Origin of the sequence: Xanthomarina sp. F2636L, assembly GCF_026410195.1 — a bacterium.
Taxonomy (GTDB): Bacteria; Bacteroidota; Bacteroidia; order Flavobacteriales; family Flavobacteriaceae; genus Xanthomarina.
Window position 1 is genome coordinate 39,788 of record NZ_JAPMLM010000057.1, and the last position, 18,746, is coordinate 58,533.

The 18,746-nt window shown below is 31.4% G+C and carries 14 protein-coding genes; 5 read left to right on the plus strand and 9 right to left on the minus strand.

The annotated features are described in order from the left end of the window. Positions 1 to 149: 149 nt before the first annotated feature. On the minus strand, positions 150 to 1,826 hold the full coding sequence (locus OS191_RS03460) for a helix-turn-helix domain-containing protein (RefSeq protein WP_267154327.1): 1,677 nt from the start codon (positions 1,824 to 1,826) through the stop codon (positions 150 to 152). A 128-nt stretch (positions 1,827 to 1,954) separates the two neighbouring features. Between OS191_RS03460 and OS191_RS03465 the strand changes: the two genes are divergently transcribed. From OS191_RS03465 to OS191_RS03475, 3 genes are all read left to right on the plus strand, one after another. Continuing rightward, on the plus strand, positions 1,955 to 3,304 hold the full coding sequence (locus tag OS191_RS03465; RefSeq protein ID WP_267154328.1) for a S41 family peptidase: 1,350 nt from the start codon (positions 1,955 to 1,957) through the stop codon (positions 3,302 to 3,304). Between the two features lie 266 nt (positions 3,305 to 3,570). Further along, positions 3,571 to 3,978 (plus strand): hypothetical protein, encoded by a 408-nt coding sequence (locus OS191_RS03470; RefSeq protein WP_267154329.1) that lies wholly within the window; start codon positions 3,571 to 3,573, stop codon positions 3,976 to 3,978. Positions 3,979 to 4,031: 53 nt separating this feature from the next. Further along, a complete protein-coding gene (locus OS191_RS03475; protein WP_267154330.1) occupies positions 4,032 to 6,422 on the plus strand; it encodes a hypothetical protein in 2,391 nt (796 codons plus the stop codon). Positions 6,423 to 6,455: 33 nt separating this feature from the next. Here OS191_RS03475 and OS191_RS03480 read toward each other — a convergent pair whose 3' ends face one another. The 5 genes from OS191_RS03480 to uvrA all read right to left on the minus strand — a co-directional run bounded on the left by OS191_RS03480 (position 6,456) and on the right by uvrA (position 14,544). Then, positions 6,456 to 9,287: a metalloprotease gene (locus tag OS191_RS03480; protein ID WP_267154331.1), complete on the minus strand. Its 2,832-nt coding sequence runs from the start codon at positions 9,285 to 9,287 to the stop codon at positions 6,456 to 6,458. Position 9,288: 1 nt separating this feature from the next. Next, complete coding sequence (locus OS191_RS03485) at positions 9,289 to 10,551, minus strand: T9SS type A sorting domain-containing protein (RefSeq protein WP_267154332.1); 1,263 nt, start codon at positions 10,549 to 10,551, stop codon at positions 9,289 to 9,291. 23 nt (positions 10,552 to 10,574) lie between these two features. Then, positions 10,575 to 11,264, minus strand: a complete 690-nt coding sequence (locus tag OS191_RS03490; RefSeq protein WP_267154333.1) for an LOG family protein — start codon at positions 11,262 to 11,264, stop codon at positions 10,575 to 10,577. 223 nt (positions 11,265 to 11,487) lie between these two features. Continuing rightward, positions 11,488 to 11,658 carry a lmo0937 family membrane protein gene (locus tag OS191_RS03495; RefSeq protein ID WP_267154334.1) on the minus strand — a complete coding sequence of 57 codons (171 nt, stop codon included), beginning with the start codon at positions 11,656 to 11,658 and terminating at the stop codon, positions 11,488 to 11,490. A 54-nt stretch (positions 11,659 to 11,712) separates the two neighbouring features. Next, a complete protein-coding gene (gene uvrA / locus OS191_RS03500) occupies positions 11,713 to 14,544 on the minus strand; it encodes an excinuclease ABC subunit UvrA (RefSeq protein WP_267154335.1) in 2,832 nt (943 codons plus the stop codon). Between the two features lie 129 nt (positions 14,545 to 14,673). On the opposite strand from uvrA, the gene OS191_RS03505 reads away from it, so the two are divergent. Both OS191_RS03505 and OS191_RS03510 read left to right on the plus strand, forming a co-directional pair. Then, positions 14,674 to 14,859, plus strand: a complete 186-nt coding sequence (locus OS191_RS03505; protein ID WP_267154336.1) for a T9SS type A sorting domain-containing protein — start codon at positions 14,674 to 14,676, stop codon at positions 14,857 to 14,859. Between the two features lie 124 nt (positions 14,860 to 14,983). Further along, complete coding sequence (locus OS191_RS03510) at positions 14,984 to 15,505, plus strand: DUF8685 domain-containing protein (protein WP_267154337.1); 522 nt, start codon at positions 14,984 to 14,986, stop codon at positions 15,503 to 15,505. Positions 15,506 to 15,585: 80 nt separating this feature from the next. Here OS191_RS03510 and OS191_RS03515 read toward each other — a convergent pair whose 3' ends face one another. The 3 genes from OS191_RS03515 to OS191_RS03525 are packed head-to-tail and all read right to left on the minus strand — an operon-like array spanning position 15,586 to position 18,694. Continuing rightward, entirely contained in the window at positions 15,586 to 16,308 is a 723-nt protein-coding gene (locus OS191_RS03515) for a hypothetical protein (protein ID WP_267154338.1), read from the minus strand. Positions 16,309 to 16,361: 53 nt separating this feature from the next. Next, on the minus strand, positions 16,362 to 18,089 hold the full coding sequence (ggt, locus tag OS191_RS03520; RefSeq protein WP_267154339.1) for a gamma-glutamyltransferase: 1,728 nt from the start codon (positions 18,087 to 18,089) through the stop codon (positions 16,362 to 16,364). Next, positions 18,086 to 18,694, minus strand: a complete 609-nt coding sequence (locus OS191_RS03525) for an acyl carrier protein phosphodiesterase (RefSeq protein WP_267154340.1) — start codon at positions 18,692 to 18,694, stop codon at positions 18,086 to 18,088. Before OS191_RS03525 ends, ggt begins: the two co-directional genes overlap by 4 nt. Positions 18,695 to 18,746: the final 52 nt, after the last annotated feature.

Consider the following 18,746-nt stretch of genomic DNA (forward strand, 5'->3'; position numbering starts at 1 on the left):
TTAAAGATTTATCAAATTATCAGTGATTAGAGTAAAATATAACAAAAAACTGAAAGATTGTTAGTTATTTTCGAAATGGTTAAAAATATGTTATTGGAAATACACGTTTAGAAATTGGACGATTTTAAATTTTCCTTACTTATAGATTATTACCTATTTAATTGTTTTATAAAATATGAAGGATAAATGCCTTTTTCTTTAAAAAAAGATTTAGAAAAAGACTCGGCTGTATTAAAGCCAACCTCTTCAGCAATAGCTTTAATAGTGTAATTTCTGAAACTCTTATCCCTTATTAATTTGTCTATGGAATAAGCAATTCTTAAATTATTTAAATAATTTGAAAATGATTCTTCTTTATAATAATTAACAATTTTTGATAAATAAGTAGAGTTTGTATTTAGCTTTTTGGAAATACTATTTAGTGTAATACCATTCTTTAAAAAGTCTTTGTTTTTTTCAAAAGAATCTAATTTTGCTAATAAGCCATCAATAACATCTTGTGGTATGTTCAGTTCATTATCTATTTTTAAATTATCATTGACTTTGACCGCTTTTTTTAATTCTATTTTATTAGATATAATATCCATATATCGTTTCTTATAAATCTTTTGTTTTATATAAAACAATATGATGATACAAATAGCAATAAAAATGATAACACCTAAAACGGTATATGTAATGGTCCTTTTTGTAATGTTTTCATTAAGAGTTTTTTGTAGTTTTTCCCTTTCTCTTTTTAGTTTTGGAATTTCATGTTTTTTAACAATTTCGGTTTCAGAGTATTTATAGTTTAAATCTAAAATACTATCTACTGTGATTAGTTTTTTTACACTTTCTAACTGTTCTTTCTCGGTTTCGTTTTCTGAATAGTAATTAAATAATGTTTTATAAACATCTCTTAATTCTATAAACGGGTTATTGGTAATTTGGTATAATGAATCCACTTGATTATATGTTATAATAGCTTTTTTATTATCACTTTCTTGATAAATTTTAGCGATATAATATAAACACATAGCAAGTCTATCATTATCCTCTATTTTTGGTTGTAGCTTTATAAGACTATCTAAAGCTTGGTTATATTTTTTCTGAAAATATAAGGCACTACCACTTGTTAGCAGAAATCGCTGATACATCACTTTTTTGTCATATTTGCGACTTAAATCAATTCCTGCTTTAGTATAGATAAGTGCGGAATCAGTTTCTTTATCTCTCAAGTAGGTTTTAGACAAATCATCCAAAGCAATTAAATAGTCATTCTTATAATTGTTTAAATAATTGGGTTGTTTTTGAATATACTGTAATTGTTCTTTAAATATATTTAGTGCTTCTTTATAATCACCAAAATTGTATTTTATCCCACCAATAAACTGCTTAATTTCAATTTGTTGTTTTAGATTGTTATTCTTTACGGCATAGGTTTCTGCTTCTAAATATTCATTTATAGCCTTTTTATCTTCTCCATGATTATAATGGAAATAGCCTTTTATCATAAAACCTAAGGCAGGATAATAAATATGGTTTAAATGACTTGTTAGATTAATAATACTATCTGAATATTTTACAGCATCTTCATAATTACTAATATTAGACAGGTAGAAATAGCTATCTGCAATTTTTATGGTATCCTTTTCTTTTTTTGCTTTTTTAAGATGTGTTTCAGCATATATGATGGCTAAAGAATCTATATCAATATTGTCATAAAACCCTTTTTTAAGTTCACTATAAGATAAAAATTCAAGTGATTCCTTTTGTGAGTTTTGACCAAAGACACCTATATCTAGATATAATGTAATAAATAAAAAAATAAGAAATTTAAATTTCATTAGTTTGGATTAAATGGGATGCGAAATTTACAAATTAAGACTCGGTTTTTATAAAAGACGACATACTTAGTTTGTTAACACTTATAAATAGGAATATATTTATCAAAGAAATTAAAATAATACCTTTTATGAAAACAACTATTACAATTGCTCTATTATTTATTTCTATAACTTCTTTTGCTCAGCAAAACGATAATATTTGGAAAAGTGAAATTAATTTTGATATCGGAATTACACTTTCAACACTTTTAAAAATTGAGAAAAAGAATAATCATTTCACAATTACTTCACCAAAAAATGCTGATATAAGAATGTTTGGCGGCTATAAAGCAAGATTAGGAAGATTGTTTGGAAAAAGTCCAATAAAAGGAATTATTGTAACAATTAAGGGGAAACAAAAAGGTGACAGTTTATATGGAGACACAAAAATCCCAGTTATTGGCAAACTACAATTTAAAGGAATCAACACAGATAAAGTATTAAATGGTCAACTTATACAAAATGAAATTATTATAGGCTCATTAAAAGGAGTTAATTCATCAGAAAATCATAACAATTATTCTCATCTTTTACCTAAAATTTTAGAAATTACACAAAATAATATTTATTCTAAAAAAAACCTACAAACTAAAGAATGGAAAAAACATCAAAAAAAACTTAAAAACCTTTTCAAGAAGGCACAAGATGATATTGAATTATTTTTAGGTTTCAATATGTTAAGTTCTAGGCTTTCTTTTAGTCACTATAACTTATATGTTGGAAGTTTGGATGAAGGAAATGAAACTAATAACACAGAAGAAATAGAAGAAACTGGTTCAACCATAGTTTTTGAAGAAAAAAATAATAATACTGCATATTTAAAAATTAAAAACTTCAGTTCTTCTCAAAAAGACTTATCAGAAATTTTACCAAAAATTGTTAATAGAAATTATCAAAATTTAATTATTGATATAAGAGACAATGGTGGAGGTGGAATTGAAGCTGCATTTGAATTTGCCAAATATATAGTTAAAGAAGATATTGATGTTGGTTATTTCGTTACTAATAAATTAGATTATTCAGGGTTTATGCCAGATTTATTCAAAACATTACCCGAACTACAACCAATTTCAACCAACGAATTTGGGAAGTATTTGAAATCGGAGAAAGGTGCAAAACTTATTTTTGAAAAGCCAAACAATAACACTTTTTCAGGGAAGTTATATGTTTTAACAAATAAAAATACAGGTAGTACTTGCGAACCCATAGCCTATGTTTTAAAGAAAAAGAAATTAGCAACTATTATCGGTGAAAATACAGCTGGTGCTATGCTCGCTGCTAGTCCTTTTAAGGTTTCTGATAAGTATATACTATCTTTACCTATTGCTGATTTTTATACTTACGATGGAATTCGTCTCGAAGGAATTGGAGTTAAACCTAATATTGAGACCGAATCAGAAGATGCACTAAAAAAAGCAATGGAAATAATTAGCAAATAACTACAGAGAGCACTATATATAATCTATGGTATGGTGCGAGCCTGCTTGCTTAAAATCTCGCGGATTTTCTATTGGGTTTGTATTTGCTAAACCAAGAACAAATCAAATACAAACTGTTCAAAGTAACATAGAAGACTGCAACCTTGGTTTTTAAAAAGGAACTTATGAAATTGTAGTAACTAAATGGAATGAGTCTTATAAGTTTTAGGAAACTGTAAATTGACTATTTTTTATTAAAATTGATTAAACTAAAAATTAAATACATTATGAAAAAAATCTTATCGTTTATCGTCTTAGCATGCATTTGCAATGTTTTTTTTGCACAAGAATCAAATTCAATTAACACGTTCTATGTGAATGTGTTTATAAACCATAATAAAGATATTAGAATAGAATCCAATCTTGTAGAAACGGATGATATTGGAAATGAAGTAAAAAATATAGTTTATAACCATTCATTCAAAGTAGACGAAAAAGTGGTTTACAGGATTTATACAGACAAAGATGTTGACTTAGGTTACATTATGGATACAGAGCAAAAAATGATTGAAGCCTACAGTTACAACGTAAAACGAGAAAGGTATCTTTTAGAAACTGAAAAAACGAATATTGATGGTTCAAACTGGTTTGAAAAGTTAGACCGATTTGAGATTAAGCCTGTAGGAAGAGGTTAAAAACTAAAACTGAAGTTTGTTACCCTGTTGTTTTCCCTTAACTTGTATATTTTATGAAAAACTATTTCACTATAATTCTACTTCTATTTCAATCTATTTTGTTCTCCCAAAACAAAGTCCAAGAAAGTAGTGCTTTGTTTGATAATAATAACTATTTCCACGAATTACAACAAGAAAAATTCTTTTTGCATACCAACAAAACCACTTATTTTACAAGCGAAACCATTTGGTGGAAAGCTTATGTAGTAAGCGATTTTAGTAACAAGACCATTACCAATACAACCAATTTGTATGTTAATTTTTACGATGCAAATATGAAATTAATATCCCAACAATTATTTTATTGTGAAAACGGAATAGCCAATGGTGAAATAACACTGCCAGATTCTTTAGATACAGGAGAATATTTTATAAATCTGGACACAGCTTGGAATAAAAACTTCGATAACAAATACATAGTTCCTATTTACATCATTAATTCTGCAACAACATCAACTTCTGAGGAAGACATTAAAGTAAATGAAACAGATGCACTAATTATCACTTTTTATCCAGAAAGTGGAAGCCTTCTAAATAATACAACAAATATAGTTTACCTCACTCTTCATAATAATGAGTCCTTTTTAGCCGAACAAACAGTAACTATAACAGATAATACAACCCATAAAACAATAGCAAATTTCACTACCAATAAGCATGGTCATGCTAAATTTAATGTGTTTTGTCAAGCAAATAATACTTATAAGGCTACAGTTATATACAAAGATAAAGTCTATACAGAACCATTGCCAATTGCTTTAGATTCTGGCGTACTTATTCATAAAAAAGAACAATCAAATAAGTTATCTAGTCAAGATTTTACCATCGAATTTAGTGAAGATTTACTCAATCAATATCACAAGAAGACATTTTTTGCAACCATACACAGAAACCAAAAATTGCTTTATATTTTACCCTTTGAGCTTAATAAAAAGCATAAAAAATATGTATTGCCTATTGACATAAAAAATCTATTTAATGGGTTTAATACCATAACTCTATTCAATGCCAAAAACCAACCACTTGCAGAACGTCATTTTTATGTAGAAACTAAGCAAATGATAGACATTGAAACTATTCAAAATAAAATAACAAAAGATTCTGTAATCCTCAATTTTCAATTGAAAAACAGTTATAAAAACACCAATTTAAGTATTTCGGTATTGCCAAAAGACACAAAACTAATTACAAATGCTAGTAATATTTTAGATGCCTTTTTATTAGATCCATATTTAAAATCCAATAATCATCCTATAACAGATTTGTTAGATGCAGATTTAGACATCCTGTTGCAAACACAATCAAAACAAACAGGAACACATACTTTTAATAATTCACCACCAATTTATTCAAACGCAAAAGGCTTAAGCATCAAGGGAAGTATCAATACAGAAGTCAAAAATGCCTATAAGGTTTTGTTAACATCAACAGAAAATGAAATATTAGAAGTAACAGAGGTAAAGCAAGACAAGTCGTTTTTGTTTTCTAATTTAATTTTAAAAGATAGTTCAGATTATAAATTGGCTTTATTAGATGAAAAAGGAGCTATTGTAAAAGCAGGTATTTATGTCTATAAGCAAAACGAAAATTATAAGGCAGATAGTTTGCTGATCTACAACAATGAACAGTTCCTAACTGCTAAAGAAAAAGTAGAAGCAATTGAAAATACTCATACAGATGATATCATTAAAAAAAATACAGAAATACTTAATGAGGTAGTGCTTCAAGGCAAAAAGCGAGAAGAATTTACAGGCGAATATTCTTATCCAAACAGACCAAACCTACTAGGTAATGGCTTTACAAAGGATTTACATTTCGATGAAGTCGACGAAATGAATAACACAGTTATACAGTTTTTAAATAACCAAGCTGGAGTTGTAGCTTCTGAAGGTATTGGGGCTAGTGTTGTAATTACAAGGGCAACGTTAGATTCTTTTTACGACGACACTCAAGCCTTAATAATTTTAAATGGAATTCCTACTGATGCAGAATCGATAGCCTTTCTTCCGTTAAGCGAGGTAGAATCACTTGGGGTAAACGCTACTGGAGCTGGATATGGGATGAGAGGGAATAATGGAGTAGTTACTATAGAATTAAAAAAGGGTAATAACACATATAAGAGAATTCCAAATCCAAACTATTATAGGAGTACCACAGATTTTGGTTTTACAAAATCTAAACCTATTTATGAAGCATCGCTACTTCAATTCAATTCGTCAACTTCAAGACAGTTTTATGAAACCCTAGATTGGATTCCTAATTTTAATGTACTACCAAATAAAGCGAATTCATTAAAAATATATAAAGGGGAACACAAACAAATTAAATTGTTTATAAACGGGATGAATAGCGATGGTGAGTTATTTTATAAAGTTTTAGATGTACCTATTAAAACGGACTTGTAGATAGTTTTAGTAAAAATGAGATTGAATTAAGGATTAATACCAACGTCTAGTAAACAATCCAAAAAGCGTTTTAAAATCTAGAGTTACTATAAAACGGATTTTTTCGGCATATTGTGCTTGTGCAACTTCCCAACCTAAATTGGAATAGACAGGAAAATACAGTTCAAAATAATCAGGAATTAAACTCACACGAATACCTGTATCGTAAACAAGTTCTATATCTTGACCATGATTTTTAACCAGGCCAATATCGCCATAAGCTAAAATATATTTCCAAAGAGTGGTACTTCCATTAATGGTGCTAATCCACTCGTTGGCATAAGGTGTATCTAGTTTCGATTTAAAACCACCTTCAGCAATAATTATTTGCTGACTGAAAAGTCCTGTGTCTTCCGATCTGCCATAATAATTATAATCAAATAAATAATCGGTTGGTCTGTCTAAAGCATAGCTAAAATAATCGGAGGTTTTATAGGTCTTATTATAAAGAAAAATACCTGTAAAGAGTCTTAAATTTATTTGTCTGTTACCTTCGGTTAATTTTCTGTATTCAAAGTTAAAGGCTAATTTCCCAAAATCCTTTCCAAACTGCACATCAGTAAACCAAGACGTATAATCTTTTAGGCCTTTATTGATATTGTTATAACGCGCATTTAAAACACTATAGTTAGGCTCTGTTGCATCTTCAGTAATTACTGGATTGTCATCTCTATGAATATCCACATATCTTAAGGTGATAAATTGTTTTTTATTAGAGCGTAAATTAGATTTATCTCTAAACTTCATAGACACCCCTGGTGTTAACTTCCTTACAAATAAATCTTCTGCATAACTGGAGTAGCTGGCTGAAACCCCATAATTGATACTAAATAAATCGGTGTTATTTTCAATATATTGATTGTAATTTAATGTAATAGAACCCGTTAGTGAGTTAGATTTAGTACCGTACTGAGGGGAAATTTTATAGTAAAAAGGTTTTTTAAGAACGGTTTTGTTGTATGCTTTAACACCAAGAACAATGCCATCGTAAATATTGTCAAATTCCACTATGGGCATAAAAAACACTTGGTTATAAGAAGGGTCTTCTATATCTTTTATAAGTCTAAACTGAAGCGGTCTGTTAAACAAAGAATTTGTTAAGGATTTGGTATTATCTCTTAAGTTGTATTCTGGAACTACAAAATCTTTATTTAAAACCACTCTAGTACCATTTTCTTTTGCAAGCTTTACGGTTTTAGTATCCGTTATATTTTCTAACCAAACTTTTGAAACGATGGAATCTTTATTAAGAACAAACAGGGCAATAGGCACATTGGCATTTGTTTTATTCTTAACGGTTACTTTTATCGAATCTCTTGATTCTTCTATATCTGCAATGGTAAAATCGATATACTTTTTGGTTTCTAAATAATCGGTAAAAAACCAATTGATATCTTTATTTGTATTGTCTTTTAAAAGCGTTTCAAAATCGGAGGTGGTAGTTTCTTTGAAGGTGTAATCAGAAATGTATTCTTTAATTGTACTTTCTAAAACATCTGAATTAATATATTGGTCTAAGTAACGTAAACCAACTCCAGCCTTATATTTATTCGCTATGTTTTTATTGAATTTTAATAACGAATCTTTTTCCATATGTAAGGGTTGATCTATGTTTTCCCTTGCCATGTGCATGTATAAAAAGGCGTATTGGTCGTTAAAATCTAGTTGTGTAGCATGAAAAGATTTGATGCCCCAAATTTTCGATAATGTCCCAGCAAGTTTCATGTTGGGATAGTTTTCTTCTACATATTTCATTAAATAGTAGGTTTGCAACCCATCTATAATCCATTGGTCTTTTCTTGGATTTATAATTAAAATATTTTCTAAGTAATTGTTTAAAGCTGTTTTTAAGATTTTTAATTCGTATTGAAATTTATCTGGAAACGGACGAATAAAACTTGGCAATAGGTTTAAACCATAAATAGGATTTTTTTTATAATCAATATGTGTCAACAATAATTTCTCATGAGGGTATGCACCAAGGTTTTTGGTTAAGAATTCCGAAATTTTATCGGTTACTACCAAGTTATCAATCATGCTTAAATCTTCCTCATCCAAATTAGAAACCATAGTAAAATAGTCCGTTTTTACCTGATTGAATTGTTTGGTCTTATTTAGAAATAATTTGCTGTTTACTCTATTTTTTCCTTCCAGTTTTACGGTAAGAATGCTATCTTTTTGTTGAATATCTACTTGATCTAATTCTGAAGTGACATGAAACGTGTTTGGGATTTGTAATTCTAAAGTGATGTCTGAAACAGGCACAAACATATCGTCCAGATTTTTATTGCTAAAATATTCCCACTCGCCATTATATACAGCTGGCGTTATGTACCAATAACGTAAATTAAAATCACCATCGTCAGAGACGCCATATCTAGTAAACTTATCGCTTGGCACTTGTATAATATAATTTAAGTGAATGGTATAGCTTTCTTTAGGTTTTAAAGGCCTTTCGAGTTCTACTCTTATCACATCAATATGATCTTTGAGCCTATCGAATTCTAATTCTTCGTTGTTTTGTTCAATAGTTGTTACTACAGAATAGCCTCTATCGTCATTATTAGCAAAATGAAATGCCGTGTTATATTCTTCGGCGAAACGTTTGGCCAAAGGGGTGGTTTTTGTTGCGTAGCTATGGCTCCAATCGTTTAAATAAATCTCATCTAAAGTGTCGTCAGAGTCATTAAAATAGGTGATGTCTTGAGAAATTTTAATCTGTTTTGAATCCACCTTAAATTCGGCTTTAAGGTCTATTTTATTTTGGCCTAAAACCACAAGAGGTATGAATAAAAACAATACAAGACTTAGAGACCCTACTTTCAAATTATTTTATAAACTTTAAAGGTTGCACATTGGAGTTTGACATGGTTATATAATACATGCCATTGTTAAAACTAGACACGTCGATACTTAAACGATTCGAACTGTCTAGAGGAATTATTTTCACTACCTGACCTAAGGTGTTAAAAATATAAAGCTTGTTGGTTGAAAGTGTTGGTTTGTTAATTTTAATTTCTAAAGTGTTTTCAACTATGTTTGTGCCAATAATTTGAAAACTATTTGTTTGGTATGTTGAAATGTTCAATAAGGTTTCGTTGGTTTCTAATTCTAAAGTAACAGGAAGGTGATCGCTAAAATAGTAAAGCGCTTCTCTGATTTCAGATGAAAATTCGGTACCTGCACACTCAGCTCCGTTTATTTCATTGTTGTAACAATCTACATTACCATTATTGCCATACGTTTGATAAGTGTTTTCTACATAATACATATTTGGATTAGACAGCATGGTGGACGAAGTTAAAATAAAATCAAATCTATCATCCAATCCTCCAGTACTACCACCTAAGCCAGTTTGTGTTCTGGTAGACTGCGTAAACATTTCTATATAGTTAGTATTATTATGCCAGTTTCCAATTTTGTTAGCAGGATCTACAAAAACGATGTTATTAGCGTTATCTATTAATTCTTGAAAAGCTGGTTCAGTATGGGTATATACATTAAAATCTCCAGCTAACAAGACATTGCTGTTGGCAGGAAATGTGTTTAAATATGTTGTTAAATCTTGAACCATTTCTAATCTGTATGCTTGATTATCGGCGCCACTGGATGCTTTTAAATGACAAACAATAACGTTTAAATATACAGGATTACTGTCTTGATTGATAGAATTTAACTTTAATTTATAATGATTGAAATCGCGATAAATAGTTGTTACAATATGCTGACTTTCTAAAAGGAACTTTTCACTATTAAAATACATGAAGTTTTGAAGATCGTTTTGGTTACCCGTATTATCATCAGATGTGTTTGTGGTAAATACAGCAGGTCTGTAATTTTCATGAACACTTGTTTGTAGCACTTGTAAAATAGCATTGGCACCTGAAACATTATTCAGTTCGCAAACCATAAATATATCTGGTTGATAATCATTTAGAATCACATCCAAATACTGAATACGGTTTGAAACATTGGTATCGTAAGGAAAATTCAACAAATTGTAAAACATGACCTTGAAGTTCTCTTGAGAGAACAAGCTGTGAGATATCAGCATGCAAAGCATGGATACAATTTGTATTTTTCTTTTCATATTATTTCTTGGGAGAAAATGATTTAAAAATTAGGGCTTAATCTGTATTCTTTATAGAAAGCATCTAAAATATCAATAACTTCATCAGCATGATCTACTAAGTGAATTAAATCTAAATCTTTCGCGCTAACCGTATTAAATTTGTCAAGCAACGTTTCTTTAACCCATTCAAATAATCCACCCCAAAACTCTTTACCTACTAGGATAATAGGGAATTTTTCAATTTTATTGGTTTGTATTAAAGTAATGGCTTCAAACAATTCGTCTAAAGTACCAAAACCTCCAGGCATAACTACAAAACCTTGGGAATATTTAACAAACATGACTTTTCTAACAAAGAAATAATCGAAATCTAAGCTTTTATCACCATCGATATACGGATTATCGTGCTGCTCGAAAGGTAAATCAATATTTAATCCTACTGATGTTCCTCCAGCAATATGAGCCCCTTTATTTCCAGCTTCCATAATTCCTGGACCACCACCGGTAATAACACCATACCCATGATTCACTATTTGGGCAGCTACTTCTTCAGCTAATTTATAATACTTATCATCTGGTTTGGTTCTTGCCGATCCAAAAATAGATACACAAGGTCCAATTTTACTTAATTTTTCGTAACCATTTACAAACTCACCCATGATTTTAAAAATAGCCCATGAATCGTTTGTTTTTATCTCATTCCAACGTTTATGATGTTGTTCGTCTCTCATTATATATATATATTAACTAATTTTTTTTATATGAATTTATCTATGTGATTTCTTTTGCTAAAAATAAACCAAGGGCAAATTTAAGAGAAATAAGGACATTTTAACTGCTTTCTTCAAATGATTTCTTAAAACTGTTTTTTCTGAAAATGAAAAAGCGAAAAAAAAGACAAATCAATTGAAAGATCTGTCTCTTTTTTAATAATGAAAATTATTATTCAAGTATCTATTTTAAAGGACCACGTCCAGAAATAATGTTATACAAGATAACAATAATAGCAATTACCAGCAAAATATGAATTAAATTACCTGTAGGTATGCCCTGAACAACTCCTAAAAATCCCAATAGCCAAACTACAATGCAGATAACGGCTACCAACCAAAGTAAACTTCTCATAATATAGTATTTATGGTTAAGTTACTAATTTAGTAATTTTATAGGAGAAAAATTTTATTTTAATTCTTTTTTAAGAAACTGTGCTGTATAGCTTTTTTTATGCTTAATTACTTCTTCTGGAGTACCTTCCACAATAACTTCGCCTCCATTTTTACCTCCTTCGTAGCCTATATCTATGATGTGATCAACAGCTTTAATAACATCCAGATTATGTTCAATAATTAAAACGGTATTGCCTTTATCAGCTAATTTATTAAGAACAATCATCAACACTCGAATATCTTCAAAATGCAATCCTGTAGTAGGTTCATCCAGAATATAGAAGGTGTTTCCGGTATCGCGTTTGCTTAATTCTGTTGCCAATTTGATACGTTGGGCTTCACCTCCGGAAAGAGTGGTGCTTTGTTGCCCAAGTGTAATATATCCCAAACCAACATCTTTGATGGTTTTAAGCTTTTTATGAATCTTAGGAATGTGCTCAAAAAACGGAACAGCCTCGTTGATAGTCATATTTAAAACATCGCTGATGGATTTTCCTTTATAACGAATTTCTAAGGTTTCTCTGTTAAAACGTTTTCCCTGGCAGGTTTCGCATTCTACATAAACGTCTGGAAGAAAATTCATTTCAATAACACGTAAACCACCACCCTGACAGGTTTCACAACGTCCGCCTTTTACATTAAAACTAAAACGGCCTGGTTTATACCCACGAATCATAGCTTCAGGAATTTTAGCAAAAAGACTTCTTATTTCGCTAAATGTTCCCGTATACGTGGCTGGATTACTTCTTGGAGTTCTTCCAATTGGCGATTGGTTAATGTCAATAACTTTATCAATATGCTCTAAACCCTTAATACTCTTATACGGCATGGGTTTTTTTACGCCATTAAAGTAATGCGCATTCATAATCGGGTAGAGGGTTTCGTTTATTAAAGTAGATTTTCCGCTACCCGAAACACCAGTAACACCTATCATTTTTCCTAAGGGAATTTTGACAGAAACATTCTTTAAATTATTTCCTGTACATCCTTTTAATTCTATAAAATTGCCATTGCCTTTTCTTCTTTTTTTAGGGACCTCAATTTCTTTAGTACCATTTAAATAGTCGGCTGTTAAGGTATGATGTGTTTTTAATTCGGCAGGGGTGCCAATACTTATAATTTCACCCCCAAACTTTCCTGCTTTTGGCCCGATATCTATCACATAATCGGCATGTTCGATCATGTCTTTATCGTGTTCTACCACAATTACAGAATTCCCAATATCTCTTAAAGAAATCAAGGATTTTATTAGTTTTTCATTATCTCTTTGGTGAAGTCCAATACTAGGTTCATCTAAGATATATAGTACACCAACCAATTGAGATCCTATTTGGGTGGCTAGACGAATCCGTTGTGCTTCTCCTCCAGAAAGCGATTTAGAGCTTCGGTTTAAGGATAAATATTCTAAACCAACATCCAGTAAAAACTGCAATCTGGTTTTAATTTCTTTGATAACTTCTTCAGCAATTTTTATTTGTTTTTCTGAAAGATGATTTTCTAAATCGTCAAACCAAGCAGCCAAATCGACAATGTCTTTATTGGCTAAATCGGCTATGTTATTTTCATTTATTTTGAAATATAAAGATTCTTGTCTTAAACGGGAGCCGTGACATTCAGTACAACTAACCTTATCCATATAATCTTTTGCCCAGCGTTTTAACGAGGTGGTTTCAGCATTGTTGTACTGACTTTCAATAAAGTTAGCTAGACCTTCAAATTCAATTTTATAATCACGTGTCAGACCTAAAGTTTTACTTTCAACTGAAAACTTTTCATTTCCACCATACATAATCATTTGCTTGGCTTCTTCAGGAATACTTTTATATGGGTCGCTTAAAGAAAAATTAAAACGTTGTGCAATAGCCTCAAGTTGCTTAAATATCCATGAGTTTTTCTTTGGACCTTGAGGTGCTAATGCACCGGCTTCAATAGATAATTTTGGGTCTGGAATAATTTTACTTTCGTTTACCTGATACAAAGTGCCAATACCGTTACATTTTGGACAAGCCCCTTTTGGGGAATTAAACGAAAAATTGTTAGGTTCTGGATTTGGATAGGAAATTCCCGAACTTGGACACATTAAATTTCTACTAAAATATCGTGTTTCTTGAGTGTCTTGATCTAAAACCATTAAGACATCTTCACCATGATACATGGCTGTGTTAATGGTTTCGGTTAAGCGTTTGTCGTTATCAACAGAATTGTCAATTTTTAGCCGGTCTATAACTATTTCTATATCGTGAGTTTTGTAACGATCTAGTTTCATACCTTTTACAAGGTCTTTAATTTCTCCATCTGCTCTAACTTTTACAAACCCTTGTTTGGCTATTTGTTCAAATAATTCTCTATAGTGTCCTTTTCGCGAACGGACTACTGGGGCCAAAACATTAATGCGTTTGCCATTAAAACTTTCTATAATAAGCTCTTTAATCTGCTCGTCGTTATAACTTACCATTTTTTCACCAGAATTATAACTGTAGGCATCGCTGGCTCGAGCAAAAAGTAATCTTAAAAAATCATAAATCTCTGTAATGGTTCCAACTGTAGATCGAGGCGATTTACTAGTTGTTTTTTGTTCAATAGCAATTACAGGCGAAAGACCGTCAATTTTATCCACATCCGGACGTTCCAATCCTCCAAGGAACTGTCTGGCATAAGCTGAAAAAGTTTCTATATATCTACGTTGTCCTTCGGCATATATTGTATCGAAAGCTAAAGAGGATTTTCCACTACCAGACAATCCGGTAATCACCACTAATTTTTCTCTAGGAATGGTAACATCTATGTTTTTTAGGTTGTGAACGCGAGCGCCTTGAACCTCAATATTTTCTTCGAATTGACTCATATAATCAGGAGATTCTGTCGTTTATATAGACAAAGTTGCAAAGGTACAGATTCTGCAATTAAAAATGAAGAGAAGAGAGTTTGGACTTTCAAAATCAAGGATTAAAACTTCAAGAACCGAAATATAAAATTGAATAAAAATTATAAAGACATTCGTATGGTGGTTTTTGGTATTTCTGTAAAAACTATTTTGAAAAGTACAGTTCAATACGTAGAGAGTTTAAACATGAGTCTTTCAGCTTTACCTAGAGGCATGTATATTTTAAATATAGTTGCAGATAATCATTTTTACTCTACAAAAGTGATTAAAACGTAATCAGTCTTATAAAGGATTTTATAATTTAAATACTTAGTTTTATTACAAACAGATTTATTATTATTGTAATAGAATTATTAAATAACAGAGATTCCCTTTTTATAGGAATGGTAAAAAAAAGTTTATGCAAATACTAGGAATAAGTTCAAGAATCAATCATCCAGAGTTTGGCAAAGGCGTTGTCACCAATGTAACTTCTAAACACTATTGGGTGACTTTTATTGAAAGTGGTTTAGAAACCATTGATATTGATTCAGAGTTTGAAATTATTGAAGCAGCCGAAGACGATGTAGACACCGTGAGTTTCGCCGAAGTTGAAAGTAGTTTGGTACAGATTTTAAAACGTTGGAGCGATGTATCAGAAGTGGTACATATTGCAGATAAATGGAAAGGTGGAAAACTAATTTTTCAACCAGGAGACACAAATTTAAAGTCTAGCGAAATACCAATTGATACGTTTTTCCATAAAATTACCATGGTTCGGGATAGACTGCGTGTCATGGAGCAAAAAATTAACTCTAGTAACCTTAACGAACAAGAAAAAATAGATTTGCAGCAATATATAACTAGAAGTTACGGCAGTTTAACAACGTTTAATGTATTGTTTAAGTTGAAGGAACAACAATTTGTTGGGCAGAAGAAATAAGTTTTCAGTATCAGTTTTCAGACTATTTCTGTTTTACTCACAGAACACCAAACTCGAGTCTTGAACCTCAAACATTAAGATTATTCTCGTCCAATAATATGATCAATTTCCAAACCAAAGAGAAGCATTTTATGAAAGGTTGGGAGTTGTGCACCACTTTCGGTGGTTGTCCAATTGGACCAAGAGGCTTCCAAACCTCCTATAGGTAGAATATCCACCCACATTCTAAAACTTTTGGGCTTGCCATTGTCTTTAAAATACCATAAATACGAGTCGCCTGGAGTAGAACCTCCGGTTGTGTAGGTTACCAATAAGGCTTCTTCACCATTTTTGGTAGTTACTACACTTCTTTCTGCACCTTTATCAAAAACTTTATATGGAGCCACCAGCCAAAAGGAATCGTTATTAAAATAGCTAAGGGCTGTTTTAATTAGTTCGTCAGCCTTTTCGTCATGAACTCTAAAGCTATGTACAAAGGCTTTGCTTTCAGCTGGAGCATTTTGGTTGAGTTCTACCTTGTAATCTTCCCAATACACCAAACAGGTGTTTTTATCTTTTTGCCATTCATAATGACGTCTTTTTTTAAAAGTCCATTCTATATAGTTTGTATTCTTATAGGCTTCATAATTTAAAGCGTCAAGCATTTTAATGGCAAGTGCATCTGCCTGTTCTCCTTGCGTTCCTATGGGAAGTTCTTCGTTGTATTTAAAATAGACAAAACCATAAAGTAGTAAAGTTGGTAGTGTAAAAAAGACAATAACTCCCACAACTATTTTTAAAATACGTTTTACTTTCTTGGTCATCTTTTTTGGTTGGGTTACTTTGTAAATATATTAACTCTTTAAATGTAAAACAATTAAAAACCAACAGCCGTATCATCTCCACGTTTATCGGCACCACCTTCCAGAGTGCCATCGTCTAAAACTAAAATACCATCTACAATGCCAATAATTGGCGAATGCTTTTCGTTAATCTTATAGCCTTTTTCTGTTAGTTTTTTTATCAAATCATTGTCAAAAACATGGGGTTCCATTCTAATTTCATCTGGGAGCCATTGATGATGAAAACGAGGTGCATTTACAGCTTCTTGCATGCTCATATTAAATTCTTCAACATTTAAAATGGTTTGCAACACCGAAGTGATGATGGTTGAGCCTCCGGGAGTTCCAACCGACATGAAGAGCTTGCCGTTTTTCTCTACAAGTGTTGGTGTCATAGCACTTAGCATACGTTTCTCTGGAGCAATGCTGTTGGCTTCGGCACCAATTAAACCATAGACATTTGGTACGCCTGGTTTGCTGCTAAAATCGTCCATTTCGTTATTTAAAAAGAAACCAAGTTCATCTATATATAACTTAGAACCATAACCACTGTTTATGGTTGTTGTAACCGCGATGGCGTTTCCATATTGATCTACAATAGAGTAGTGGGTAGTTTCTGTGCTTTCCTTAGCATAGGAAGAACTTTCATGTTCCATATTATAACCTTTAAAAGTACCATGAGAAATACTACTCGAGGGTGTTGCTTTTTCAAATGAAAAATTGCTCATTCTTCTTTCTAAGTAACTTTTACTTAAAAGGGAATCTGTTGGAATATCTACAAAATCCGGATCTCCAAGAAAATAACTTCTATCGGCATAAGTTCTTCGTTCGGCTTCGGTAATTACCTGAATAGTTTTTAAAGAATTATGACCATATTCTTTTAATGGAAAAGGTTCTATTTGTTTCATAATTTGAGCTAAACAAATACCCCCACTTGAAGGAGGCGACATGGAAATTATGTTTAAATCCTTGTATTTAAATTTAATGGGATCTCGCCATACAGCTTCATATTTTTGCATGTCGTTCATACTAATTATTCCACCTTTTTCCGATAGGAAGTCAACGAGTTTCTGAGCTGTTTCACCTTTATAGAATTCGTTTTTACCATAATTAGCTATACGTGTCAGCGTTTTTGCTAAGGCTATATTTTTAAGTGTGTCTCCAGCTTTTTTGTTTTTAGAAAAGATAAGCTCTTTACCATTTACAACCCTAAAAATACTGTCGTAACTATGAAATCTATGTTCCTGTTTTTTAGTTATTACAAAACCGTTATTTGCAAGATTTATCACAGGTTGTAAAACCTCCTGAACAGATAGTTTTCCAAATTTTTCCTGTGCAGCAAAAATTCCAGCTACCGTTCCAGGAACTCCAACTGAAAACTCTCCAATCAAACTTTTGTTTTCAATGATATTTCCCAAGGAATCTAAATACATGTTTTTGGTAGCAGCCAAGGGTGCTTTTTCTCTATAGTCTAAGGCTCCAGTTTCGCCTGTATTCATTCTGTAGACCATAAACCCTCCTCCTCCAAGATTACCAGCATAAGGGTAACAAACTGCTAAAGCCATTTCTGTGGCCATCATGGCATCAAAGACGTTGCCTCCTTTTTCCAAAATGTCGCTTCCAATTTTAGACGCTTCTTTTCTGGCAGAAACAACCATGGCTTTTTGTGTGATGAGCCCACGTTGAATAGGCGTTTCTTTAGTAGTTGTTTTACATGAAAGAAAACAGCCTATGATAAAAATGATTAGTATTTTAATTTTCATAATTGTTCGGAAAATTTATCAGTTATTTCTTGTCTCTTTAAATTAGCGAAGCTTATTAATTCTTTAAAAAAAAGTGTAAATTCTTCTTCAAACTCTTTGTAATATTGCTTTAGTTCTACGGTAGCCTTGTTCATCCCGGATATAAATTTTGTTCGTCGGTTCATCCCTTCTAATACGCTTTGTATCCCTTCAATACTTGCATAATTTAGCAACCAATTTCCAGAAATCATATAAGGCATCATGTGTAGTGTTCTTTCTGGGAGAATTTCGAAATGTTTTTTAGTTATTTCATAAAAATTTTGAACATATATATCTAATGGTATTTCAGAATAATTTGACCAGTTTTTTGCTAAAAAATGATCGTAAAAAATATCTACAATCACCCCGCTATAATGGCTATAATTCTTATGAAGTCTTTTGGTACTTTGCCTTACAATTGGATGTGCATCTGTAAACGTATCAATTTCCCGATGTAGCAAAATACCAATCTGTACGTCTTTAGGATAGGTTTTATATTTATTTCCTCTGATTCCATCGGCCATAAAGTTGCCCATAGTTACAAGTTCGTTATTTCCAGATAGGTAGATATGTGCAAGAAAATTCATTCTGTGAATTTACAAATTACTCCTGAGGTTTTACAATTAGATTTACAATTTG